A 24,982-nucleotide genomic window follows, 5' to 3' on the forward strand; every position below is an offset into this window, starting at 1 on the left:
CTTTTTAGCGAGTGCAAATATAGTCGAATTTTTAATTCTCCAAAAATATTTTCACTCTTTTTTTAAATATTTTTATTTGCCTGCGATTGCCTTGTAAATATCATTCCCATTAGCAAACAAAAGCAATGAGATAAGAAGTACAAAACCAACCATTTGGGCATTTTCAAGGAATTTGTCGCTTGGTTTTTTACCGCTTACGATTTCAAACAATAAAAACATTACATGACCGCCATCAAGCGCAGGAATAGGCAATAAGTTCATTACACCAAGGGCAATAGATAAAAATGCTGTTAATTTCCAGAAAATTTCCCAACTCCATGTGTCTGGAAAAGCTTTGTAAATAGCATGAAAACCGCCTACTTGTTTATAAGCTTTGGTTTCTGGATTGAACATCATTTTTAATTGTTTCCCATATCCTAAGAATTGATCTTTTCCTCTTTTCAATCCTGCAGGAATTGATTCAGCAAAGCTATATTCTATTTTAGTAACTTTAAATAGACCTAATTTTTTTAGAGAATCCAAATCAAGATTTAGCATAACGCCCAGTTTACCTTCCTTGGTAACCTTCACCTCAATTGGAACTACTTTATTGTCTCGTAAAACCGTTGCTGATAGTGTTTTTCCTTTATTTTCCTTTAAAATTGAAGTGACTTCATCATAATATCTGGCTGGTTTGCCATTTAATGTCTGCATAATGTCTTTTTCCTTCAATTGTTTATTTTGTGATGATGAAACATCCGAAATAACAAATGGCATTCTAATAGAAAACAATGATCCTTTTTCTTCTTTCGATAATTTATCTACCAAATCGATTGGCATTTTTATCGTTTGCTCTGCACCGTTTCTTTCAATCAAAACTTGTTTTGCAGTCAAGACTTTCATAGGCATATCGCTGTCAAACTTTAGAATTTTTTCACCGTCAACAGCAACAACTTTGTCCCCAGTTTTAAATCCTGCATTTATCAAGGCTTTATTTTCTATCAAAAGACCGTCTTTCATATCAGCATTCGCAATGTAGGAATCCCCATAAACAAAAGCCATACCTATATATATAATGAAAGCCAGTATAAAGTTTACTGTTACCCCGCCCAGCATAATAATCAAACGCTGCCAAGCCGGTTTAGAACGAAATTCCCAAGGCTGTGCAGGCAGGGCCATTTGTTCTTTGTCCATGCTTTCGTCAATCATTCCCGATATTTTCACGTAACCACCAAGAGGCAGCCATCCGATTCCGTATTCGGTTTCACCAATTTTCTTTTTAAACAGTGAATATTTTACGTCAAAAAATAAATAAAATTTTTCAACTCTGGTTTTAAATGCTTTGGCGGGAAGGAAATGCCCTAATTCGTGAAGTATAATAAGTAATGATAAGCTCAATAAAAATTGAGAAAGCTTGATAACTATTTCCATTTTTTAATTTTCGGTTCTTTAATGACGGACAAAAGTACTGTTTTCTATTTTATTAATTACGCAATATTTTTTGGTATCGCTTTAAAACTTTGTTAATTAATGTATTTTTCATTTTTAATTTGGCGTTAGTGCAATAACTTTGTTACAACTGGGCTCTTATATTTTTTTAGGAGCTGAAAGATTTGGCATTTTAGGAATAATGGTTCCCGCTCTTCGTTACAATCTTTTTATTTTTAAAGAAAAAATAAAAAGGATTTCCACTTCGATCGGGGCTAAAGATAAACATACTGCCTTTTTGCCAGTATCTACAATTACAATTAAATTCAGGTTTAAGTACTAACTATAATTTCATTTATGGCATCACAATTATTTTCTCCACTGCAAATAAAGAGTATCACGCTCAAAAACAGAATAGCAATTTCCCCAATGTGCCAGTATTCCGCCGATGAGGGTTTTGCCAACAATTGGCACTTAGTACATCTTGGAAGCCGTGCCACAGGAGGTGCGGGTTTAATCATTCAGGAAGCGACAGCCGTTTCTCCCGAAGCCAGAATTTCTCCCTCCGATTTGGGTTTATGGAGCGATGACCACATCAAAAAGTTAAAAAAAATCACCAAATTTATTATCAGTCAGGACTCCGTTCCCGGAATTCAACTCGCTCATGCCGGCCGAAAAGCCAGTGTTTCATCACCTTGGTACGGTAATAAAAAACTAGCTCAAAATCAAGGCGGGTGGGAAACTTTTGCTCCAAGTGCTATTGGTTATCATGACAATGTGCCGGCTCCTACAGCCTTGGACAAAGAAGGCATTCAAAAAGTAATCACCGATTTCAAACTGGCCACCCGAAGAGCAGTTGTTGCAGGTTATCAAGTATTGGAAATTCATGGAGCACACGGTTATTTACTGCACCAGTTTTTGTCTCCTTTAACAAATACAAGAACTGATGAATACGGAGGCAGTTTTGAAAACCGAATCCGATTTACACTAGAAATTCTCAAAGCAGTACAATCAGAATGGCCGAAAGAATTACCATTACTTGTACGAATCTCCGCTAGCGATTGGGCTGAAGGCGGATGGAATGTCGAAGAATCTATTGAATTATCCAAAATCTTAAAAGAAAAGGGAGTCGACTTAATAGATGTATCTTCAGGCGGATTGGTGTCGCATCAGCAGATTATTTTAGGACCAAGTTACCAAGTTCCTTTTGCCGAGCAAATAAAAAAGGAATCCAAAATAATGACAGGAGCCGTTGGTTTGATTACTACTTCGCAACAGGCTGAAGATATTGTAGCAAGCGGTAAAGCAGATTTAGTTTTGTTTGCCAGAGAGTCATTAAGAAACCCAAATATAGGCTTGGATTTTGCCCGTGAATTAGGAGTTGATGTTCAATGGCCGAAACAATACGAACGAGCAAAAAAGCAATAAGTAATTTTCCTGCAAGGTTTCCAAAACCTTGCAGGATTGCAAACTAATAATAAAATATATGCAAAAAATAAAAACCGCACTATTATCATACGGGATGTCTGGAAAAGTTTTCCATGCGCCATTTTTAGAACTGCATGAAGGATTTGAGTTGCTTGGTTCTTGGGAAAGAAGCAAACAATTAATACAATTGGACTACCCAAATGTAAAAAGTTTTGCCACGTTTGAAGAAGTGCTTCAAAGTGATGCTGACTTGGTTATTGTAAATACGCCAACCAGCACTCATTTCGATTACACAAAACAGGTTTTACTAGCAGGAAAACACGCCATTGTCGAAAAAGCATTTACCACTACGGTTGCCGAAGCTCAGGAATTGGCAGATATAGCCAAAGAAAAAGGATTGAAACTTTCGGTATTTCAAAACCGTAGATGGGACAGTGATTTAAAAACCGTACGGCAGATCGTTTCGAGCGACGTTCTTGGAGAATTAGTCGAAGCCGAGTTTCATTTCGATCGTTACAATCCAATTTTGAGTCCGAAAGTGCATAAAGAAACAGCTAATGCTGGAGCTGGAATTCTAAAGGATTTAGGACCGCATATCATTGATCAGGCATTGTATTTATTTGGATTTCCAAAAAGTGTTTTTGCCGATATCCGCATAACGAGAGAACATTCGTTGGTAGATGATTGGTTTGATATTCTGCTTTTTTATTCGGATTTTAGAGTGAGATTAAAAGCTGGTTTTTTTGTTAGAGAAGCCAATCCGGCCTATGTTGTTCACGGCAAAAAAGGTTCGTTCCTGAAACCTCGCGGTGATGTGCAGGAAGACGAATTGAAATTGGGCAAAAAACCAAACTTGGATACTTGGGGAACCGAACCAAAGGAACTGGAAGGCTTTTTGCATACCGAAATTAATGGCGAAATCATTAAGAAAAAAGTTCCAACACTTCAAGGGAATTATTATGATTATTTTGATGGTGTTTATCAGTCGATTGTAAATGATTCGTTCGAACCTGTCACAGCGCAGGACGGCACACGTGTAATGCAGATTATCGAGGCTTCCATTCAAAGCAGTGAACAGAAAAAAGCAATCGGCTTATAAAATTAAATATTTTGGATTCTAAAAATAGTCGCCACAGATTAGTTGATGGAAATTCTTTAAATCTGGCGGCAGATTACGAACTCGAATCATTGCTTTTTTTTCAAATTCTAAAAAAGCAAAATGTTGATTTTTAGCCCCGATGGAAGTGAAAATCCTTGTGGGCTGGGGTTCAGCCCACAAGATTGCAGCGGACAGCGGGAACCATATCTCCTAAAAATGACCCAAGCTTTCTGCTTCAAAAAAATTAACAATCAAATTATTGTCATTATTAAAAGTCCGTTATAAAAACCTTAAAAAAATCACTCAAAGAACTAATTTCGTTATAAAAGTTTCTATTTTTGAAGATTAAATACCCAAAATCATTTTCTTATGAAATATCATCAAATTGACTCTGCTCTTTTTATTAAAAACAGAGCAAAATTCATGTCTGCAATGAAACCTAATAGTGTAGCTGTATTTAATTCTAACGATATTTATCCAGTTTCTGCCGACAGCACCCTGCCTTTTGCACAGCATCGCGATATATTTTATTTGTCGGGAGTTGATCAGGAAGAGAGCGTTTTACTGCTTTTTCCAGATGCTCCGTATGAGAACCAAAGAGAAATTTTATTCCTAAAAGAAACCAGTGAGCATATTGCTATTTGGGAGGGCGAAAAACTAACCAAAGAGCGCGCTTTTGAAGTTTCGGGAGTTAAAACGGTTTATTGGCTGCAGGATTTCGAGAAAATTCTGAACGAAATGATGACTTACGCAGAAATAATGTACATCAATACCAACGAACACTACCGTGCTTCGGTCGAAACGGAAACCCGTGAGGCACGCTTTGTAAAATGGTGGAAAGACAAATATCCTGCGCATCAGGTTGCGAAAAGTAATCCAATATTACAGCGCATTCGTTCTGTAAAAGAATCGGAAGAATTAGATTTAATTCAAAATGCCTGTAATATTACCGAAAAAGGATTCAGAAGATTACTTTCATTTGTAAAACCAAACGTAACCGAATATGAGATTGAGGCTGAATTAATTCACGAATTCATACGTAACCGTTCCAAGGGTTTTGCCTACACGCCGATTATTGCTTCTGGAAACAATGCCAATGTTCTGCATTACATCGAAAATAACCAGCAATGCAAAGCAGGTGATTTAGTATTACTTGACGTTGCCGCCGAATACGCCAATTATTCGAGTGATTTAACACGTACAATTCCAGTTTCGGGACGTTATTCTGACAGACAGAAAGCGGTTTACAATGCGGTTTTGAGAGTTAAAAACGAAGCGACCAAAATGCTCACACCGGGAACACTCTGGAAACAATATCATGTAGAAGTGGGTAAAATCATGACATCGGAATTGCTTGGTTTGGGATTGATTGATAAAGCTGATGTGCAAAATGAAAACCCAGATTGGCCGGCTTACAAGAAATATTTCATGCACGGAACTTCGCACCACATGGGCTTAGATACGCATGATTACGGACTGTTGCACGAACCAATGAAAGCTAATATGGTTTTTACGGTTGAACCAGGAATTTACATTCCGGCAGAAGGCTTCGGAATCCGTTTGGAAGACAATGTGGTTGTTCAGGAAAAAGGTGAACCTTTCAACTTGATGAAAAATATTCCGATTGAAGTGGAAGAAATCGAAAGTTTGATGAATTCTTAGTTTTATAGAAAATAGAATATAGATTTTAGATAATAGACGGCTTGCGGTAATGCGAGCCGTTTTTTTTTCAATAAACCCAAATTTTTCATTTGAATTAACCACTTTTTCTATTTGCTGTATTATTTGTTTCACAAAGTCTCACAAAGAACACTCAGAGAAACACAAAGAATTAATGTGAATATTTTAAAGAAGCCTTTCTTTGAGAATCTTCATTTTTCTTTGTGTGTCTCTGTGAAATAATTTCATCATAAGAAATTTTGAAATTAATTCACATGCTGTTTTGTAACATTATAAATTCATTCCCGACTCATTCATAAAATCAAAACACAGAAATCATGCAAGCACACGAAATAGATTATCAAATATTTGGGGAAGAAATGCAGTATGTCGAAATAGAACTGGATCCGCAGGAAATAGTAATTGCCGAAGCGGGAAGTTTTATGATGATGGAAAACAACATACAAATGGAAACCATATTTGGCGATGGTTCACAACAGCAGGGTTCGGGTTTGTTTGGCAAGCTTTTAAACGCAGGAAAGAGAGTCCTTACTGGCGAAAGCTTGTTCATGACGGCATTCCTAAACCAAGGCTACACTAAAAGCAAAGTTTCATTTGCCTCGCCATATCCCGGAAAAATCCTTCCTATTGATTTAACGCAGTTTCAAGGGAAATTTATTTGTCAAAAAAGCTCTTTCCTTTGCGCTGCCAAAGGTGTTTCTGTCGGAATAGAATTCTCTCAAAAACTAGGACGTGGTCTTTTTGGCGGGGAAGGTTTTATCATGCAAAAGATAGAAGGAGACGGAATGGCATTCGTACATTCGGGAGGAACAATGGCCAAAAAAGAATTAGCTCATGGTGAAGTCCTAAAAGTCGATACGGGCTGTATCATTGGTTTTACCAAAGATGTTGATTATGATATCGAATTTATAGGTGGCATCAAGAATTCGATTTTTGGAGGCGAAGGCTTGTTTTATGCAACTTTAAAAGGACCAGGAACGGTTTACATACAATCATTGCCTTTCTCCAGATTGGCGGATCGTATTATTGCTTCAGCACCAAGAGCAGGCGGAAACAGTCGTGATGAAGGAAGTTTACTTGGCGGATTGGGGAATTTATTGGATGGTGATAATAGGTTTTAAAATAAATTAAATTTAAAAATAATTACGGCTTACTTATTGGTGAGCCGTAATTATTTTATAAAATGCTATACGCAAAATCGTATTTTGGATTATAAAGAATTAATTTTGCAATTGAAATATTCAACATAATTCTCATTCCATTGGAAACGCTTCTCTACAAAAACACACAAATATCCTATACTGATAACGGAAAAGGCACTGCAGTAGTCATGCTTCATGGATTTTTGGAAAATAAAACGATGTGGGATGTTTATGTTTCCGAATTAAGTAAAAAAAACCGAATCATAACCATCGATTTATTAGGTCACGGAGAAACCGAAAGTTTGGGCTACATCCAAACCATGGAAGAAAATGCCGATGTGGTTCATGCCGTTTTATCCAAATTAAAAATTCGAAAAGCAATTCTTGTAGGACATTCGATGGGTGGCTATGTTTCTTTGGCTTTCGCCGAATTGTATCCGGAGAAAATGAAAGGATTGGTGTTGCTCAATTCCACTTCCAAAGAAGACAGCTCCGAAAGAAAGAAAAACAGAGACCGTGCCATCAAAGCGGTCAAAAAAGATTACGAAACTTTCATCAGGCTTTCCATCGCTAATTTATTCAGTGAAGACAATAGAGAAAAACTAATCAAAAAAATCGAAGAAGTAAAAATTCAGGCTTTAAAAACACCTTTACAAGGAATAGTAGCGTCTCTAGAAGGAATGAAAATCCGTAAAGACAGGGAATTTCTGCTGCATACAACCACTTATCCAAAATTATTGATTTTAGGAAAAAAAGATCCTGTTCTCAATTATGAAGAAAATCTCGAGCAAATAAAAGGTACCCATATCGAATTGGTGACTTTTGGTGATGGTCACATGAGTTCGATAGAAAACCGAGAAGAATTACTTGCAGTTTTAAGTTCTTTTATCAAAACAATCTAAAGCATTCCTTTTTTTAGATATCCTTTTTCAATCAATTCTTCTTTGCAAAGCAAATGGTGTGCTTTGGCTTCTTTGAGCAAAATCAATCTGTTTGACACTTTGATTACATTTTCATAATTATGATCGGAAATGATTATCCCTTTTATTTTTGAATTCTCCATTATCAATTCATTTACCTTTTCGACCATTAAAGGTGATAGCCCATTATAAGGTTCATCGAGCAGAATAAATTTTGAAGAATTATTGAGAATAATTTTAATTTCTAAATACCGTAATTCACCACCAGATAAATGGGCGATTTTCTTCTCTACCATCGTATTAATCAATTGATCAGTATAAAACTCAGAAATCCTATCTTTGGTAACGGACAGTTCTATTGCTTTTTTTACTGAAAATACTTTAGGAATATAATTGTCCTGTGGCAAATAACTAATCTCGTTAAACAAATCCTTGGTCTTAGTTTTTACACTGCCATCAATTCTAACAAATTTAAAATCGGCAGATTCAATTCCGAAAATAATTTTTAACCTGAACTCGATTAATAATTTTGGTTGAAAATTTTGTAGAAAAAGGTAAAATTTAGTATATTTAAATTTCTGACAATTAAATATTTAACTAAACTCTACCTTATGATTTGTTTTGATAAAATTACAGATATTTTTTCTATTGTTGATGAATTTTGCAAAGATTTTGATAAAACCACACAGTCTTTTCTGCTAGGAAAACCTTCCAAACGTCCTTCGATTATGTCAAAATCAGAAGTAATTACAATTTATTTACTTTTTCATTTGAGTGGTTTTCGCTGTTTCAAGCATTATTACATTTTTTATGTCCAAAAGCATATGCAAAATGAATTTCCTAATACAGTTTCTTATAATCGCTTTTTAGAACTAATGCAAAGTGTTCTTTTGCCAATGACAATTTTTGCCAAAACCTGTTGCTTAGGCAATTGCACAGGCATTTCGTTTGTAGACTCAACACCAATTAGAGTTTGTAAAAACAAACGAATCAGTAGAAACAAAGTTTTTAAAGGTATTGCCACTACAGGGAAATCTACAATGGGCTGGTTTCATGGGTTTAAACTCCACATCATCATTAATGACAAAGGAGAATTGTTAAGTTTTGCTGTAACTCAAGCCAACGTAGATGATAGAGAGCCACTGAAAAATGAGGGCTTTTTGAATGCTATTTTCGGAAAACTATTTGGTGATAAAGGATATATAAGCGAGAAACTCTCTCAATTATTATTTGTTGATGGAATCCAATTAATTACAAGTATTCGAAATAATATGAAAAATAGTTTGATGGAAATGAGTGATAAAATTTTACTCCGTAAACGTTCAATAATAGAAACGGTTAACGATGAACTTAAAAATATTTGCCAAGTTGAACATTCTAGACATCGTTCATTTACCAACTTTTTGTCAAATCTTATCGCTGGAATAATTGCTTATAATTTTCTGCCTAAAAAACCTTCTTTGAAATACGAAACGATTAAAACTAACCAATTGGCTGTATTTTATTAATCGAGTTCAGGTTTTTAGCAAAGTTGATTTGCCTGAGCCATTTCTGCCCAAAAGGCCAATGATATCACTTGTCCCGCATTTCAAATAAACATCTGACAATATGTTTTTATTCTCAAAAGTTTTCTGAACACTGTCTATCTCCAATAAATGCTTTTTCAAAACAATAGCTTTATTAGATTAAAAACACACACAGAAATCAATAAAAAGACAAACGTAATACACCATGATGAAACCCAAAGCTGTATTCTGGAAATTTGATTGTTAAAATAAAACACGTATTCATTTTTAGAATATACTTCTTTAAAAAGCAGACTTAAAACAAAACCAAAACTGAGAATTGAATAATTAAAAGCGATAGATCCTCCAAAAAGAAAAACAAAAAAACTAGCCACAAGATTAATTGAAATTGTGCTTTTGAAAAACTCAAATAAGTTGAACCATTTCTTACTCATTTTTTATACAATTTTCTCCTCAAAAGGAATCGTCTGATCCAATATTTCACTCAATAACGAAACAATCTGCTCCAAATAATTCGATTGAATTTCACTGTTGATAATAGCAGTGCTTTCTTTTTCTTCTTTAATATTAAAAGGCAGAAAACCAGATTTTAAATTTTTAAAAGAGACAATTCCGGCTTCTATTGGTTTCCCATTAGCATTTGCTTCATACATGTAAGCGTAAGCCAAAACTTGGATAATTTTATCGTTTTTAATATCATCTGCCAATCCTTTCCAAGATTTAAGGGTAACATTCGTTTTTTCAACTTTACCGGTTTTGTAATCAATGATTCTGATGTTTCCGTTGCGTTCTTCAATTCTGTCCACATTCCCTTTTATCAAAACCGGAAATGGCAAACTTGGGTGTTCTAACTTCCTTTCAAAAGTCTTTTCAAGCTCGAGAATTTTTATGGCATCTCCACTTTTAATGCTTTCCAATTCCATTTTCAGGAAATTGAAGACATTGCGTTTTGCCACTTCAAAAGCCAATAAATTTCGCCCCTTTTTTATTTCACCTTCTTTGTAAACCAATTTGAATTGAATCAAAACTTCGGAATCAATTTTCTCGATACAATTTTTAATATCGATTTCCGAAATAAATTTGCCAATAAAAGGTTCATACAAAACACGCAAAGTCTCGTGAATAATTGTCCCCAAAGTATTCAGCGCAATATTTTCCTCTACCTCTTCGACTTCACTGATCCGTAATATCTTTTGAAAATAAAACTGAATAGGATTACGTATATAACTCGTCAACGCTGAAGGCGAAAATCCTTTTTCGGCAATTTCCTTCAAACGCATCATTACTTTTTCAGACTTTGGAATCACCATTGGCGAATACGCTGTTTCTGGTAAAACTGCATTGTAGATTTCGTGAGACAAATTGTGTTTTGGCTGTTTTTCAACTTCCAATTGGGTAATGAAACGGCTTTTTTCTCCTGCATCAAGTCCATCACTTTCCGTATTATAAAGCAAATAAATGTTTTTAGCTCGTTGTAACAAATGATAAAAGTGATAGGTGTAAATGGCATCTTTCTCTTTAAAAGTAGGCAAGCCCAACTCTCGCTTTACATCATAAGGAATGAATGAATTTTGCGATTTACCCGCTGGAAATTTCCCTTCATTCATCGAAGTTATAATCACGGTTTCAAAATCCAAAACCCTGCTTTCAAGCACACCCATAATCTGTAATCCATTTAAAGGTTCTCCCTCAAAAGAGACTTCTGCTAAATCAATTATTTGTTTATAAATTGCATAAAGTGTCTCGATTGAATCAATTACATTGTATTTGGAAAAGTAATTAATAAGTTTGTTAATCACTTTAAAAATAGCATACACAAAAGTTTTGGCTATTTTTTCCTCTTCATTTTCATTATTTAAATTATTCTTAACCTTTAACAGCAAACTAGAAATAATTTCAAGAACGGCAATTGAACCGTTCTCCCATTTTTGAAATAAAAGCAAAAATAAATCATTAGCATTATTGTTTAAGTCCAATAATTTGTGATGGCTGATAAACGTATAGTTATTTGAATTGATAATTCCAACTAATGCTTTTGTATTTGCATAAGGCTCGATCAAGGGATGGGTTAACACATCCAAAACATCCTTATAATAAAAAACATAACTGCTGTTTGTTCTGGACAGTGCATTGGTATGCATTTTGAACAACTTGGCAATTAAAATTTGTGCAGGATTATTTTTACCGGAATAACCCATAGTAATGTTTAACGCATTAACTGTAGTAGGTAATGAATATAACAGCGGAATTAACAAATTCTCCTCACCCAAAACAATGGCCACGTTATCTAGAGACTCCCTTGGATTATCTTTATTGATGCTTTCTATAATACTTCCAGCTATTTTGGCTTGACCAATTGTTTTTGGAGTACCGATAACTTGAATATTTTTAGTATTCGAAAAATCATCAGCTATCCATTCAAAAGGGTTTGACTTATAATGTTTCCAGCTTTCTTTAAAACGGCGGACAAATAAACCAGCATCATGATAAGGATCATTGAGAAATGTTTGATCAGCATCCCAATAAATTTTTGCCTGATCTGAAGCGATAAGATGCTGAATAATTTTTTCTTCAGAAGCATTCAAAGCGTTAAATCCAGCAAAAATAAATTGTTTGCCCGTTATCGATTTTGAAAAATTATTACTATTTTTAATTGCCTCCCTATATATTAACCCTTGATAACCAATGCCTTTTTCCAGTAAATGATCATAGAGAGAATTATAATATTTAGGCAATAGTTTCCAGAAATCAATGTAATTTTCCAATAATTGGGTCTTGTTTTCAACTTCAATACCCCATTTCTTGATGTCCTCAATATCTTTTAAATAAGAAAGAACGTGATCTGGATCTAACAAATAGCGATCTATTTCATTAAAATCTTGCAGTAAAGTTTTTGCCCAATTGGCAAAAAGCTCAAAAGACTGTTGGTTTTTTTCTGTAATAGACAAATAGACTGCATAAAATTCAAATAACAATTCTATGGGATCAATTGCTCTTATTCCGGAAATATCTTGTACAAAATCCTCAATACTTATAATTTCAGGTGAAAATATATTCTCTTCTGTTTGATTTTTTAATGCTTCTACAAGAAATATTTTTGCTCGTTTATTAGGTAAAACTATAACTGTTTCAGTTAGCTTATCATTATAATCTTGTAGTATTACCGTTGCTATTTTGTCTAAAAAAGAAGTATTTGTCATTTTATAAATATAAAAAAAGCCATTCAATTAAGAATGGCTTTTTAAAATTATTTAGATAATTGATTACAATTTACCTTCGGATATTGTACCAATGTGTCTAATTTCAGTTCTTCTGTTTAATGCTTTACCTTCTTTAGTTTTGTTGTCAGCAACTGGCTTAGTAGATCCAAAACCAGCTGAAGTTAAGTTAGCAGGATTAACACCTTTTTCGATTAACTTATCCATAACAACTTTTGCTCTGTCTTCAGAAAGTTTTTGGTTCACTTTAGCGCTACCAGTGTTATCTGTGTGACCTTCGATAGCGAATTTAGCATTTGGATAGTTTTTAAGGATTTCTTTAATCGCTTCTAATCTACCATCTGTTGCTCCTTTATCAGCTGTTTCAAGAACTGCTTTACCAGTTACAAAATACACAGCTCTAGCTTGAACTTTTAGTTCTTGCAATACTTGCTCAGTTACTTCTGGACATCCTTTATTACTTGCAGGACCAGATACTGTAGGACAAGCATCTTCTTTGTCAATTACACCGTCTTTATCAGAATCTAATTCAGGACATCCTCCATTTGAAACTGGACCAGCTACAGTAGGACATTTGTCTGAAGCATCAGTAACACCGTCACCGTCAGTATCAGGACAACCTTGGAATTGTTTCAAACCAGCAACTGAAGGACAAGCGTCATCAGGATCTGCTACACCGTCACCATCTGTATCAGCACAACCTTGGAATTCTGCTGTACCTGCAGTCGTAGGGCATTTATCTTTAGAATCTTCGATACCATCAGCATCAGTATCTGGACAACCGTTAAATTGTTTTAAACCAGCAACTTCTGGGCAAGCATCATCTTTATCATAGATTCCGTCACCGTCAGTATCTTTAGCGCCAAACTTGAAAGTAAGACCTGCAGAATATTGAGAATAAGATGGAGAGTCCGGTGTTTTTCCGTCAGCATACGTTCTGTCTCCGAAAGATGTTTTATATGTACCTAGCAATGAAAGACCAACATTCTCAGTAAACCAAATATTTAATCCAATTCCTGGATTAACTGTACCGTAGCTCTCATCTCCTAAGAAAGTATATCCAGCTCCAACACTTAATGTAGGCTCTAATACTTTAGACTTAATCAACTCCATAAAGCTATATGTAACTGTTGCATCAATACCATAGTACATCAAATCACCAGGATTTACAACAACATTGGGAGCAGTTACAAATTTATCAATCTTATTGATTGAACCTGTAAGCCCTACAATAAAATTACTCCCCACATATCTAGAAACGTTTATGTAAGAAACAGAAGGAAGGATATTCCAGTTATCACTTACATTAAATGGCTGATCAAAATGACTCTTAAAGCCATCACCAGCACTAGATCTGTAGTCAACCGCATTTACTCCAAAACCGATTGCCCATCTATTGTTACTGTCCTGTGCCTGAGAGCTTAACCCCATCACCATCGTTACAGCAACTAAAAGTTTGTTAAGATGTTTCATACTTTGTTATTTTAATTACAATTAGTTAATTTCAAACAAAAATAGCATGATTTTCTGTAATATCAAAATAATTTGTTAAATAAAACGCTTCTCAAATTGAAATTTTAACAATTATATTACAGCAAGTCTTTGTCCTACGACTATAAAAGCATCTATTGCTTTATCCAAATGTTCTTTTGTATGTGCTGCTGATAACTGCACTCGTATTCTCGCTTTCTCTTTAGGAACAACAGGAAAAAAGAATCCAATTACATACACTCCTTCTTTCAGCAGCTCATTAGCCATAGTTTGAGCTAATTTTGCATCATATAACATTACTGGCACTATAGCCGAATCTCCTTCTACTATATCAAAACCAGCTTTTTTCATACCCGCTTTAAAGTAATTAGTATTCCACTCTAATTGATCTCTTAAAACTGTATTCTCTTCCAATAATTCAAATACTTTTATAGACGCACCAACAATAGCTGGCGCCAATGAATTTGAGAACAAATACGGCCTGGAACGCTGACGCAGCAACTCAATTATTTCTTTTTTGGCTGTTGTATAACCTCCCATAGCACCTCCCAAAGCTTTTCCCAGTGTACCAGTAATAATATCAACGCGACCCATCACTCCTTTAGCTTCGAGAGTACCTTTTCCCTTCGCTCCGATGAACCCTGCCGCATGGCATTCATCAACCATAACCAAAGCATCATACTTATCAGCCAGATCGCAAATTTTATCCAATGGAGCTACCAATCCGTCCATAGAAAAAACACCATCAGTAACAATTATTTTGAAACGGGCTCCTGATTCATTTGCCTTAATTAACTGCTGTTCTAAATCTTCCATGTTGCTGTTCTCATAACGATACCGAGCTGCTTTACACAAACGCACTCCGTCTATAATAGAAGCATGATTTAAACTATCTGATATAATAGCGTCATTTTCTCCAAACAAAGGCTCAAAAACACCTCCATTTGCATCAAAAGCTGCAGCATATAGTATAGTATCTTCTGTTCCATAAAAATCCGCTATCTTTTTTTCTAATGTTTTATGAATATCCTGCGTTCCGCAAATAAAACGAACAGATGACATTCCAAAACCATGAGTATCCATCGCATCCTTTGCGGCTTGAATCACTTCGGGATGAGAAGAAAGTCCTAAATAATTATTGGCACAAAAATTTAGAACAGTTTCTCCTGTCGAAATGGTAATTTCTGCTCCTTGTGCAGAAGTTATAATTCTTTCTTTTTTAAAAATTCCGTTTTCTTCAATAGTTTGAAGCTCCGACTGCAAGTGTTGCTGAATTTTACCGTACATTTTTATTAATTTTTAAAAATCTAAAGACAAATAAGTCTTAAATTTAATTATTTGATAAATTATTTGTTTTTCACAAATGTACTATATCGATTTTGGTTCCAATGTATACCAGTGCTTTTTTTAATACTTTAAAGCCCATTTTTTCAATAGCCATTTGATAATTTTCTAATTGATATTTATATTTCTGATTAGGAAGCCCTGTTTTATAATCCAGCAAAAAAACTTCTTTTGCTTTATTAATCACAATCCGGTCAGGTTTAATAGTACCACTCTCTTTTTGAATAATCGTTTTTTCATTTAAAACTTCATTCCCTTCAGCAAAATGCTCAGCTAAATCCTGATGATTTACTATTTCAGTTATTGCATTATAAACTATTTCCTTTTGAAGTATCGTAATTAACCCATTTTCGATTGCTTTATTAATTGCCAATTCAACATCGTTTCTTGTCGATATAAAAGAAAGTATTTCATGTATTACATTACCAAACTCAATTGCCTCCAACTGATGAGTACCCCACATTAATGTTTCTCTTTGAGCTATTTTTATGTTTTTAGGATTCAGGACTTCCAAAACTGCAGGAATATTTTTGGTAGTTTCAATATGTATTTCTTTATCTGATAACTTTGTTGAATTACCAAATTGATATTCTAATTTATTCTCCTCATAAAGTCTTTGCTGCATCAAATATTTTATAAAAAAAGAAGCCATATTACTTGGATATTCACCATCTTTTCTAGGCTTTACATTTTGAGAAATAATATACAATTGTTCTTCTGCCCTTGTCAAAGCAACGTACAGCACATTAATATTATCCAGCAGTTCTTCCTGTTTTTTTAAATTATAAACAGCAGAAGCCTCCTCACCAAATTCCTCAATAGCACTGCTGTTATCTACCAATACTTTCGGCATATTAAGATCTTGCTCTTCAGAATTGAGCCATAACTTGTCTTTTGGTTTTCTATTATAATCTTCTTCAGCAAAAGGCATAATCACGACCGGAAACTCCAACCCTTTCGATTTATGAATGGTCATAATCCTTACCGCATTTGTTCCCTCGGGAGAAGGAATGCTGAATTTCTCGGAGTTTTTATCCCAATAATTCAAAAAATCTGAAATCCCTGCCTGATTACGAACATCACGCTCAAGAACAATATCCAAAAAATATTGAACATAAGCTGTCCCTACAGATTGATCTGCTTCATTTTTATTCATTGTTAGAAACTTAGAAATAATAACTTCAGCTGCTTCATACAAAGATTTTTTTCTAATATTTTGAAAAGAGAGTTCAATATTACAGTTCTCGAGCCATTTTTCGAAAGTTGTTTCTTCTTTCAATTCCATTCCTTTGGCGATGAAATCATGAACAGGCAATTCATTTTGTTTATTTTGTGCCAAATACTGCAAAAAATTGGCTTTCGACTCTAAATCGGAGCTGTTTTTTAAATATTTCAGAATATGGATTATCAGCCGGACTTCAGTTGCATTTTGAATCATCAGTGTTTCGGAAGACAAAAGCGGAACCCCTTGTTCCGTCAAATAATTGGCAACTGCAATTCCCTGACTTCTTTTTCGAGTCAGGATTACAATATCTTTATATTCGAAACCCTCTTTTAATACTTTTTGAATCGTATTTAATGTCGCCAAAACATATAGTTCTGATTTATCGAGAGTTTCTTCATCATCTTCCGAAGATTCTATTTCGGGTAAAAATGAAATATTCACATAACCGCCTACTTTATTATTTATCTTTTGATGACTATGGTTTTCGTATAGATCTTTGTAATCTGGATTATCGAATTCACCTGATAACAATTTAAAAAAACTATTATTAAATTCGATTACCTGCGAATAACTTCTATAATTTTTATCTAAATGTTCTAATTTTTTTTCAGGATTACTGAACGGATTTTGATCTTTACTAAGCTCAATAAACTGTTCGGCTTTACCGCCACGCCAGCGATAAATAGACTGTTTTGGATCACCAACTATCATCAAAGTTCCTTTTTGGCCGGAATCATCCTGACCAGCAAGCGCATTATCAATAAGCGGAATCAAATTTTGCCACTGCATTTCGGAAGTATCCTGAAATTCGTCAATAAAAAAGTGACGGTAGCGCTCTCCCAATCTTTCATATATAAAAGGAGCCGGCTGATTTTGGATTTCACGGTGAATAATAGCATTGAATTCGGTAATAGACAACGTATTTTGCTCGTTTTGAATTTTTGTCAATTCATTACTTACCGTATTCAACAATGACAAAGGTGTAATGTTCTTCAAGAAAGCTTTATAGAAATTTCGTTTTTCGAAGTTTTTGTAAATTCCCGAAAGACTCTGCAGTAAATCAGGAATAATATTTTCTATTAAAGCGCGGTCTTTTGCCGTTTTATTAATTGCAATATCATCAAACTCCCGAAACATTTTATTCTTGGAATTAAATCTTCCATCCGTTATGCTTTGAAGATGATTAGGAAAAGTTCCTCTGGAGAATGATTTCAAATCAATTCCGTTTTTATCAATTAATTGCAGCAATTCACTAGCACACGCCGCATTTTCTTTTTCCAAATCTTTGCAGACCTGAACTAATTTATCTTTTACAGCTATAAAATCACTTATTGATTTATCTTGAAAATGGACAATTTCGTTTCGGTTATTTTCATTGAGTACTAATTTTCCTGTTTCCAGAATTTCACGCGAGATGTCCCAAGATTTATCATCATCGGTTTTTTCCATTGTGAAATCGATAAGTAATTTGGTTAGCGTTTCATCTTCGCCCGCTTGTGCAATTATCGCATCCACGGCTTCGATTAATAAATTTTCGGTATCCAAAGTCACCTCAAAAGTCATAGGCAGTCCCAAATCGTGTGCAAAAGCCCGAATCACTTTGTGGGTGAATTTATCAATCGTGGATATATCAAAAGCTGCATAATTATGAATAATATGCTTGATAATCTGCTGTGATTTGGTCTTAATCTGAATTATAGAAAGTCCGGTATCTACGGATAAATCCTGCATTAAATCTGATGCTTTTGCATTTGGTTCATCTTTAGCAAATTCGGACAAACTGCCTACAATACGGCTTTTCATTTCATGAACCGCTTTATTGGTAAAAGTAATGGCAAGAATATTTCGATAGGCATCATTCTTGTTTGCCGTTAAAATAATTTTTAGATATTCTTTGACAAGTGCATATGTTTTTCCGGAACCTGCTGAGGCATCATAAATGGCGAAAGATGGTCTTTCCATATATTAAGTACTGTTTTTATTTTTGAAAACAAATTTTGTTGAAATCACAAAATCCCAAGCCCCGATAGAAGTGGAAATCCTTTTTGTCTCGGCTTTTGGGACGAGATAAAAAGATTGAAACGAATAGCGGGAAACAGCTCCAAATTACTGTTTTTTTGACCGCCAAAAGGAACTATCATTTTATTTGATAAAATTATAACAAAATAGAATTTTCAATTCCAAAGTTAAATGTTTAATTTTGAAATTATTTATAAATCATTAAACAACTATACTATGGCTTTTGAATTACCACAATTACCTTATGCGTATGACGCATTAGAACCACATATTGATGCCCGTACAATGGAAATACACCATTCAAAACATCACAACGCTTACACTACAAATTTGAATGCAGCTATCGCAGGAACTGATTTGGAAGGAAAAACAATTGAAAATATCTTGATTAACTTAGATAAATCTAATGCTGCTGTTCGTAATAATGGTGGTGGTTTTTACAATCATAACTTATTTTGGACTGTTATGTCAGCTGATGGAGGCGGATTACCAACTGGTGAACTGTTAGAGGCTATCGAAAGCTCTTTTGGAACTTTTGAAGAATTTAAAGCAAAATTTGCTAAAGCTGGTGCTACACAATTTGGCTCTGGATGGGCTTGGCTATGTGTGCAAAAAGGAGGTAAATTAGACGTTTGCGGTACTCCAAATCAAGACAATCCATTAATGCCTGAAGTAGGCTGCGGAGGAACTCCAATTTTAGGTATGGATGTTTGGGAACACGCTTATTACTTGAATTATCAAAACAGAAGACCTGATTATATTGAAGCTTTTTTCAGTGTAATTAACTGGACTGAAGTATCTAGACGTTTTGCTTTAGAGAAGTAAGAAAATAGAATAAAGGACATACAATACATGATAGACGTACGAACCTAGAGTTTGTTCGTCTATTTTTTTTTAAGACACTTTTAATTTTATTTCTATTTTCTTTTTTTGACTTTATTCCAATAAAAAAGGTGAAATGTTACTTTCACCCTTTTTGCCCCAAATCTACCATAAACTTAACCTACTAAAAATTATGGTACTCAAATGTACTTTATAAAAACGTATTTCTAAATTATTCTCGATAAATACCCAATAAAGTCGTTTAACTAAAGAATTTGCTCATATTCAGTAAATTTTATTACTGAATATTCTATTTGTACGATATAAAACAGAATCATAAAAAGCAAAAACCTGACTTTATTCCAATAAAAAAGGTGAAATGTTACTTTCACCCTTTTTGCCCCAAATCTACCATAAACTTAACCTACTAAAAATTATGGTACTCAAATGTACTTTATAAAAACGTATTTCTAAATTATTCTCGATAAATACCCAATAAAGTCGTTTAACTAAAGAATTTGCCAGAATTCAGTAATTTTATTACTGAATATTCTATTCGTACGATATAAAACAGAATCACAAAAAGCAAAAACCTGACTTTATTCCAATAAAAAAGGTGAAATGTTACTTTCACCCTTTTTGCCCCAAATCTACCATAAACTTAACCTACTAAAAATTATGGTACTCAAATGTACTTTGTAAAAATGTATTTCTAAATTATTCTCGATAAATGCCCAATAAAGTCGTTTAACTAAAGAATTTACCCATATTCAGTAAATCTTATTATTGAATATTCTATTTGTACAATATAAAACAGAATCATAAAAAGCAAAAACCTGACTTTATTCCAATAAAAAAGGTGAAATGTTACTTTCACCCTTTTTGCCCCAAATCTACCATAAACTTAACCTACTAAATTATGGTAGAGCAAACATAATTTGATATTAATGATTTTTAAAATAAATTCGACAAAGTACCTACATACCCGATAATCGGACAATTTAGTATGCTCTGGCGTCTTTACCTTCATAAAAATTCATAAAAGCTCTATTTACTACACGATTACCGCCTGGAGTAGGATAATCACCTGTAAAGTACCAATCTCCTAGGTTTTTTGGACAAGCTACATGTAAATCTTCTACTGTTTGGAAAATAATTTTTACTTCAGCATTAATATCTGATGAACTAAGCATTTCGGCAATTTTATCTGAGATTTCCTGGGAAGTGAAAGAATCATATATTGCTGTAACATAATTTACAACATCTGTATCATGATAATTTTCCTGCGCTTTACATTTAGCATACACTTCATCAACAATATGATACAGATTTCTTTCTTTCAATAACTCTAAAGCTGCTCTAAATGCAACAAGTCCTTCTAATTTTGCCATGTCAATTCCATAACAATCAGGAAAACGTATCTGCGGTGCAGACGAAACGATTACAATTCTTTTTGGTTTTAAACGATCCATCATTTTAATGATACTCATTTTAAGAGTTGTTCCTCTTACAATACTATCATCAATAATAACAAGATTATCCGTTGGCTTGATTACTCCATAAGTTACATCATAAACGTGAGCCACTAAATCATCCCTGCTGCTGTCTTCGGTAATAAAAGTTCTAAGTTTAGCATCTTTTATAGCAACTTTTTCAGTTCTAATTTTTACTGAAAGTAATTTTTCTAAAGAATCAACTGTTAATGTATCCTTATTTTCAAGAATAAAATTTTTCTTTCTTTGATTTAAAAAATCCTGAGCCGCTTCTACCAGACCATAAAAGGAAGTTTCTGCTGTATTTGGTATGTATGAAAAAACAGTGTTGTCAGTATCGTTATCAATAGACTCTAATACTGCAGGCAAAATCAATTTCCCTAAATCTTTTCTTTCCTGATAAATCTCTGCGTCGCTTCCTCTTGAGAAATAGATGCGTTCGAATGAACATGCTTTTTTTACAGTTGGAGTTAAAATTTCTTTCATCGAAATATCTCCATTTTTTTTGATGATTAAAGCATTACCAGGATCAATTTCTTTTACTTTTTCAAACGGAACATTAAAGACTGTCTGAATCACAGGGCGTTCAGAGGCTACCACCACAATTTCATCATCTTGATAATAATAAGCCGGACGTATTCCTGCAGGATCTCTAAATACAAATGCATCTCCATGACCCAAAAGACCTGCCATAGCATATCCTCCATCAAGATTTTTGGCAGAACGCATAAGTATTTTAGCGATATCCAAACGCTCTGCAATTACTGGAGAAGCATCTCTTTTAGAATAACCTTCGGCTTTACAGTCCTGATATAACTGCATTACTTCTTTATCCAAAAAATGGCCGATTTTTTCCATTACAGTAACAGTATCTGCCATTTCTTTTGGATGCTGTCCTAATTCAACCAGATTCTGAAAAAGTTCTTTAACGTTAGTCATATTAAAGTTTCCAGCCAAAATCAAATTCCTGTGCATCCAGTTGCTTTGACGCAAAAACGGATGTACGCTTTCTATACTATTTTTACCAAAAGTTCCATAACGGACGTGTCCTAAATACAGTTCTCCTATATAAGGAATATTTGCTTTCAGCTGTGCAACATCATCCGAATATTCAGGATGAGCCGCCATCACTTCGTTTACTCTTTCGTTTATCTGTTTGAAAACATCCTGAATAGGCTGTGCATGATTAGAACGGACACGGCTTATGTATCTTTCACCCGGTTCTACATCCATTTTAATACTTGCAAAACCAGCACCGTCCTGACCGCGGTTGTGCTGTTTCTCCATCATCAGGTACATTTTCTGTATACCATAGAATGCGGTACCATACTTTTCTTTATAAAATTCAAGAGGTTTTAAAAGTCTGACTAAAGCTATTCCACATTCGTGTTTTAAAGCGTCGCTCATTGTTTTGTTGTTTGTAGTTGTTGGTATTTATTGGTGTCTGTATAACTTTTCTTTAAACCAAATACGAAGCAAATTCGTACTGTTTCTTATAAATATTAACTGTGTTAATTAAAAAAAGCCTCATATCGAGGCTTTAGAACATTATAATTCTATATCAAACTGGGTCAGAGATTTAAACTGTTTAAGTCTTGAGACCACTTCATCCTCTTCTAAACCAATCATCCTTTCTGTTCCAAATTTCTCTACACAGAAAGAAGCTAAATTCGAACCGTAAATAATTGCGTTTTTCATATTCTCAAAAGAAACATTTTCACTTTGTGTTATATATCCTGAAAATCCTCCTGCAAAAGTATCTCCAGCACCAGTTGGATCAAAAACTTCTTCTAACGGTAATGCCGGTGCAAAGAAAATTTCTTTTCCATGAAACAACAAAGCTCCATGTTCACCTTTTTTGATTACCACATATTTTGGTCCCATTTCGTGAATTTTTGCTGCTGCTTTAACTAAAGAATATTCTCCAGAAAGCTGACGCGCTTCTTCATCATTTATAGTAATAACATCTACTCTTTTTATGATGTCTAATAATTCTGGCAAGGCGCAATCCATCCAAAAATTCATAGTATCAAGAACTACTAATTTTGGTTTGGTTTCCATTTGGTCCAAAACACTGCTTTGTACCAATGGATGCAGGTTACCTAACATTACAATTTCGGCATTTTTATAATCCTGAGGCACTTTCGGCTGAAAATCTGCCAAAACGTTTAATTCAGTTGCCAAAGTATCTCTTGAATTCAAATCGTTGTGGTACAATCCGCTCCAGAAGAAAGTTTTACCTCCCTTAACAACCTCGATTCCAGAAATATCAATATTTCTATCTGTTAACAAATCTAAATATTCCTGTGGAAAATCATCTCCAACAACAGAAACTACTGCCGATTTAACATTAAAAAAAGAAGCCGATATTCCTATATAAGTTGCTGCTCCGCCTAGAATTTTGTCTGTTTTCCCAAAAGGAGTTTCAATTGCGTCGAAAGCTACTGTTCCAACAATCAATAATTTATTCATTATATGAGTTTCGAATTAGGGTGCAAAGATAGTTTATAAGTTGCAATATTGCAAAGGGTGTATTTTGCAAAGTTTTCATAAAAGTTTGCCCTCTTCTTTTTCATAAAAGGCATCTATCGAAAGCTGTTTCTGCATAGAAGCCATAACAGCCAGTTCATCACATCTTTCATTCTGAGGATGATTATTATGCCCTTTTATCCATTTAAAATCAACCTGATGCTTTTTATAAACAAGCAGAAAGCGTTTCCACAAATCAGGGTTCTTCTTTCCGGCAAAACCTTTTTTTTCCCAGCCAAACACCCATTTTTTCTGAACCGAATCCACAACATACTTTGAATCCGAAATAACCAGAACGGCTGTATTCTCTTTTTTTAGTTTTTCAAGACCAACAATTACTCCCAGCAATTCCATCCGGTTATTGGTTGTGTGCCTGAAACCCTCGTAAAACTCCTTTTTATAAGGTTTCCCAACCCATTCCATAACAACACCGTAACCTCCATTTCCGGGGTTTCCCTTAGCAGCGCCGTCTGTATATATATGTACGTCGTAATTCAAGAGCGGTAATTAAAGATTATTAAGAAGCAGTTTTTCTATAACTTCAGGAAAATGTTTTTGTTCCAGTTCATGGATTTTTGCAGCAACCGTTTCTGGTGTATCACTTTCAAAAAGACTGACATGCTGCTGAAATATAATATTCCCTTCGTCATAATTTTCATTCACATAATGAATAGTAATTCCAGTTTCAATTTCTTTATTTTCTACTACTGCTTTGTGAATATGCATTCCATACATTCCTTTTCCGCCAAATTTTGGCAGCAGGGCAGGATGTATATTTATGACTCTATTTGGATAAGTTTTAATTAAATCATCTGGAAATTTTAATAAAAATCCCGCTAAGACAATTAAATCCGGTTCAAATTGAATTACATTTTGTAGTACTTTTCCTGAATTTAATTCTTCTTTAGAAAAAATCACGGTAGGAACATCTAATTTTTTTGCTTTATCAAGAACAGTAGCTGCTGCATTATTGGTAAAAACAGCTGCTACCTTCCCAATCTCCCCATTGCCAAAATATTTTATAATGTTTTCAGCGTTAGTCCCCGATCCAGAAGCAAATATCAGTATTCTTTTCATAATTCTATTTTTAGATTTTATGCAAAAAAAGGAATAAAAAACGAAAATAAATAGGTTTACAAAATCTTTGTTGGAATAAATTTTATAAATTAGTACTCACATTTATTCACTAAATAGTTGTTTTAAAATAAAGTTGTTTTATTTTTGCCAACAAATTAAATTCTAAAATTAAAAGATTATGTCAGACATTGCATCAAGAGTAAAAGCGATTATCGTAGACAAATTAGGTGTTGACGAAAACGAAGTTGTAACAGAAGCAAGCTTCACTAATGATTTGGGAGCTGACTCATTAGACACTGTTGAGCTTATTATGGAATTCGAAAAAGAATTTGACATTCAAATTCCAGACGATCAAGCAGAAAACATCGCTACTGTAGGTCAAGCTATCTCTTACATCGAGGAAGCTAAAAAATAATAATTACACACCCGATTTCTAAAATTTCTTAATTTTAAATCGGGTGTTATTATTTAAAAAATTAAATTCCGATTGAATTTCAATCAAATTATATTTACAATAAATCCCCATGACTCTTTAGTTACTTTTTATAGTATAGAAAGCATG

At 34.1% G+C, this 24,982-nt stretch carries 19 protein-coding genes; 8 read left to right on the top strand and 11 right to left on the bottom strand.

What is annotated here, in order from left to right; all coding sequences use genetic code 11:
- Nucleotides 1-72 precede the first annotated feature (72 nt).
- Nucleotides 73-1,410, bottom strand: a complete 1,338-nt coding sequence (rseP, locus tag OZP07_RS00935; RefSeq protein ID WP_194640510.1) for an RIP metalloprotease RseP — start codon at nt 1,408-1,410, stop codon at nt 73-75.
- 354 nt (nt 1,411-1,764) lie between these two features.
- Here rseP and OZP07_RS00940 point away from each other — a divergent pair, with 354 nt between their 5' ends.
- The 5 genes from OZP07_RS00940 to OZP07_RS00960 all read left to right on the top strand — a co-directional run bounded on the left by OZP07_RS00940 (nt 1,765) and on the right by OZP07_RS00960 (nt 7,658).
- Nucleotides 1,765-2,835: an NADH:flavin oxidoreductase/NADH oxidase gene (locus OZP07_RS00940; RefSeq protein ID WP_281636951.1), complete on the top strand. Its 1,071-nt coding sequence runs from the start codon at nt 1,765-1,767 to the stop codon at nt 2,833-2,835.
- Between the two features lie 58 nt (nt 2,836-2,893).
- Nucleotides 2,894-3,934, top strand: a complete 1,041-nt coding sequence (locus tag OZP07_RS00945) for a Gfo/Idh/MocA family protein (RefSeq protein WP_281636952.1) — start codon at nt 2,894-2,896, stop codon at nt 3,932-3,934.
- A 369-nt stretch (nt 3,935-4,303) separates the two neighbouring features.
- Complete coding sequence (locus OZP07_RS00950; protein ID WP_281636953.1) at nt 4,304-5,596, top strand: aminopeptidase P family protein; 1,293 nt, start codon at nt 4,304-4,306, stop codon at nt 5,594-5,596.
- Between the two features lie 335 nt (nt 5,597-5,931).
- On the top strand, nt 5,932-6,735 hold the full coding sequence (locus tag OZP07_RS00955) for a TIGR00266 family protein (protein ID WP_281636954.1): 804 nt from the start codon (nt 5,932-5,934) through the stop codon (nt 6,733-6,735).
- A gap of 140 nt (nt 6,736-6,875) precedes the next feature.
- Nucleotides 6,876-7,658: an alpha/beta fold hydrolase gene (locus tag OZP07_RS00960; protein WP_281636955.1), complete on the top strand. Its 783-nt coding sequence runs from the start codon at nt 6,876-6,878 to the stop codon at nt 7,656-7,658.
- On the opposite strand, the gene OZP07_RS00965 is transcribed toward OZP07_RS00960, so the two are convergent.
- On the bottom strand, nt 7,655-8,269 hold the full coding sequence (locus OZP07_RS00965) for an ATP-binding cassette domain-containing protein (RefSeq protein WP_349293675.1): 615 nt from the start codon (nt 8,267-8,269) through the stop codon (nt 7,655-7,657). The two genes, OZP07_RS00960 and OZP07_RS00965, sit on opposite strands and share 4 nt — an antisense overlap.
- An 18-nt stretch (nt 8,270-8,287) precedes the next feature.
- Here OZP07_RS00965 and OZP07_RS00970 point away from each other — a divergent pair, with 18 nt between their 5' ends.
- Nucleotides 8,288-9,184, top strand: a complete 897-nt coding sequence (locus OZP07_RS00970) for an IS982 family transposase (protein ID WP_281635207.1) — start codon at nt 8,288-8,290, stop codon at nt 9,182-9,184.
- A gap of 6 nt (nt 9,185-9,190) precedes the next feature.
- Here the strand turns inward: OZP07_RS00970 and OZP07_RS22135 are convergent, their stop codons facing one another.
- From OZP07_RS22135 to OZP07_RS00990, 5 genes are all read right to left on the bottom strand, one after another.
- Nucleotides 9,191-9,343, bottom strand: coding sequence for an ATP-binding cassette domain-containing protein (locus OZP07_RS22135; protein WP_349293649.1), 153 nt, complete (start codon nt 9,341-9,343; stop codon nt 9,191-9,193).
- Nucleotides 9,344-9,639: 296 nt separating this feature from the next.
- Complete coding sequence (locus OZP07_RS00975) at nt 9,640-12,402, bottom strand: PD-(D/E)XK nuclease family protein (RefSeq protein ID WP_281636956.1); 2,763 nt, start codon at nt 12,400-12,402, stop codon at nt 9,640-9,642.
- 63 nt (nt 12,403-12,465) lie between these two features.
- Nucleotides 12,466-13,893: an OmpA family protein gene (locus OZP07_RS00980; RefSeq protein ID WP_281636957.1), complete on the bottom strand. Its 1,428-nt coding sequence runs from the start codon at nt 13,891-13,893 to the stop codon at nt 12,466-12,468.
- Nucleotides 13,894-14,004: 111 nt separating this feature from the next.
- Nucleotides 14,005-15,198 (bottom strand): glycine C-acetyltransferase, encoded by a 1,194-nt coding sequence (gene kbl / locus OZP07_RS00985; protein ID WP_281636958.1) that lies wholly within the window; start codon nt 15,196-15,198, stop codon nt 14,005-14,007.
- 70 nt (nt 15,199-15,268) lie between these two features.
- A complete protein-coding gene (locus OZP07_RS00990) occupies nt 15,269-18,442 on the bottom strand; it encodes a UvrD-helicase domain-containing protein (protein ID WP_281636959.1) in 3,174 nt (1,057 codons plus the stop codon).
- 273 nt (nt 18,443-18,715) lie between these two features.
- Here OZP07_RS00990 and OZP07_RS00995 point away from each other — a divergent pair, with 273 nt between their 5' ends.
- On the top strand, nt 18,716-19,324 hold the full coding sequence (locus OZP07_RS00995) for a superoxide dismutase (RefSeq protein ID WP_115813149.1): 609 nt from the start codon (nt 18,716-18,718) through the stop codon (nt 19,322-19,324).
- Nucleotides 19,325-20,322: 998 nt separating this feature from the next.
- On the opposite strand, the gene OZP07_RS01000 is transcribed toward OZP07_RS00995, so the two are convergent.
- The 4 genes from OZP07_RS01000 to purN all read right to left on the bottom strand — a co-directional run bounded on the left by OZP07_RS01000 (nt 20,323) and on the right by purN (nt 24,420).
- Complete coding sequence (locus tag OZP07_RS01000; protein ID WP_194640498.1) at nt 20,323-22,221, bottom strand: amidophosphoribosyltransferase; 1,899 nt, start codon at nt 22,219-22,221, stop codon at nt 20,323-20,325.
- A 141-nt stretch (nt 22,222-22,362) separates the two neighbouring features.
- Nucleotides 22,363-23,286, bottom strand: coding sequence for a PfkB family carbohydrate kinase (locus OZP07_RS01005; RefSeq protein ID WP_281636960.1), 924 nt, complete (start codon nt 23,284-23,286; stop codon nt 22,363-22,365).
- A 75-nt stretch (nt 23,287-23,361) separates the two neighbouring features.
- Nucleotides 23,362-23,841, bottom strand: coding sequence for a ribonuclease HI (gene rnhA, locus OZP07_RS01010; protein WP_194640496.1), 480 nt, complete (start codon nt 23,839-23,841; stop codon nt 23,362-23,364).
- Nucleotides 23,842-23,850: 9 nt separating this feature from the next.
- Nucleotides 23,851-24,420 (bottom strand): phosphoribosylglycinamide formyltransferase, encoded by a 570-nt coding sequence (gene purN, locus OZP07_RS01015; RefSeq protein WP_281636961.1) that lies wholly within the window; start codon nt 24,418-24,420, stop codon nt 23,851-23,853.
- A 178-nt stretch (nt 24,421-24,598) separates the two neighbouring features.
- Between purN and OZP07_RS01020 the strand changes: the two genes are divergently transcribed.
- A complete protein-coding gene (locus tag OZP07_RS01020; RefSeq protein WP_007137004.1) occupies nt 24,599-24,835 on the top strand; it encodes an acyl carrier protein in 237 nt (78 codons plus the stop codon).
- Nucleotides 24,836-24,982 lie beyond the last annotated feature (147 nt).

This window comes from Flavobacterium marginilacus (assembly GCF_026870155.1).
GTDB classification, from domain to species: domain Bacteria; phylum Bacteroidota; class Bacteroidia; order Flavobacteriales; family Flavobacteriaceae; genus Flavobacterium; species Flavobacterium marginilacus.

Coding starts and splice junctions, on each gene's coding strand:
- rseP (WP_194640510.1), bottom strand. CDS start 1,410: ATGGAAATAGTTATCAAGCTTTCTCAATTTTTATTGAGCTTATCATTA.
- OZP07_RS00940 (WP_281636951.1), top strand. CDS start 1,765: ATGGCATCACAATTATTTTCTCCACTGCAAATAAAGAGTATCACGCTC.
- OZP07_RS00945 (WP_281636952.1), top strand. CDS start 2,894: ATGCAAAAAATAAAAACCGCACTATTATCATACGGGATGTCTGGAAAA.
- OZP07_RS00950 (WP_281636953.1), top strand. CDS start 4,304: ATGAAATATCATCAAATTGACTCTGCTCTTTTTATTAAAAACAGAGCA.
- OZP07_RS00955 (WP_281636954.1), top strand. CDS start 5,932: ATGCAAGCACACGAAATAGATTATCAAATATTTGGGGAAGAAATGCAG.
- OZP07_RS00970 (WP_281635207.1), top strand. CDS start 8,288: ATGATTTGTTTTGATAAAATTACAGATATTTTTTCTATTGTTGATGAA.
- OZP07_RS00975 (WP_281636956.1), bottom strand. CDS start 12,402: ATGACAAATACTTCTTTTTTAGACAAAATAGCAACGGTAATACTACAA.
- OZP07_RS00980 (WP_281636957.1), bottom strand. CDS start 13,893: ATGAAACATCTTAACAAACTTTTAGTTGCTGTAACGATGGTGATGGGG.
- kbl (WP_281636958.1), bottom strand. CDS start 15,198: ATGTACGGTAAAATTCAGCAACACTTGCAGTCGGAGCTTCAAACTATT.
- OZP07_RS00990 (WP_281636959.1), bottom strand. CDS start 18,442: ATGGAAAGACCATCTTTCGCCATTTATGATGCCTCAGCAGGTTCCGGA.
- OZP07_RS00995 (WP_115813149.1), top strand. CDS start 18,716: ATGGCTTTTGAATTACCACAATTACCTTATGCGTATGACGCATTAGAA.
- OZP07_RS01000 (WP_194640498.1), bottom strand. CDS start 22,221: ATGAGCGACGCTTTAAAACACGAATGTGGAATAGCTTTAGTCAGACTT.
- OZP07_RS01005 (WP_281636960.1), bottom strand. CDS start 23,286: ATGAATAAATTATTGATTGTTGGAACAGTAGCTTTCGACGCAATTGAA.
- purN (WP_281636961.1), bottom strand. CDS start 24,420: ATGAAAAGAATACTGATATTTGCTTCTGGATCGGGGACTAACGCTGAA.
- OZP07_RS01020 (WP_007137004.1), top strand. CDS start 24,599: ATGTCAGACATTGCATCAAGAGTAAAAGCGATTATCGTAGACAAATTA.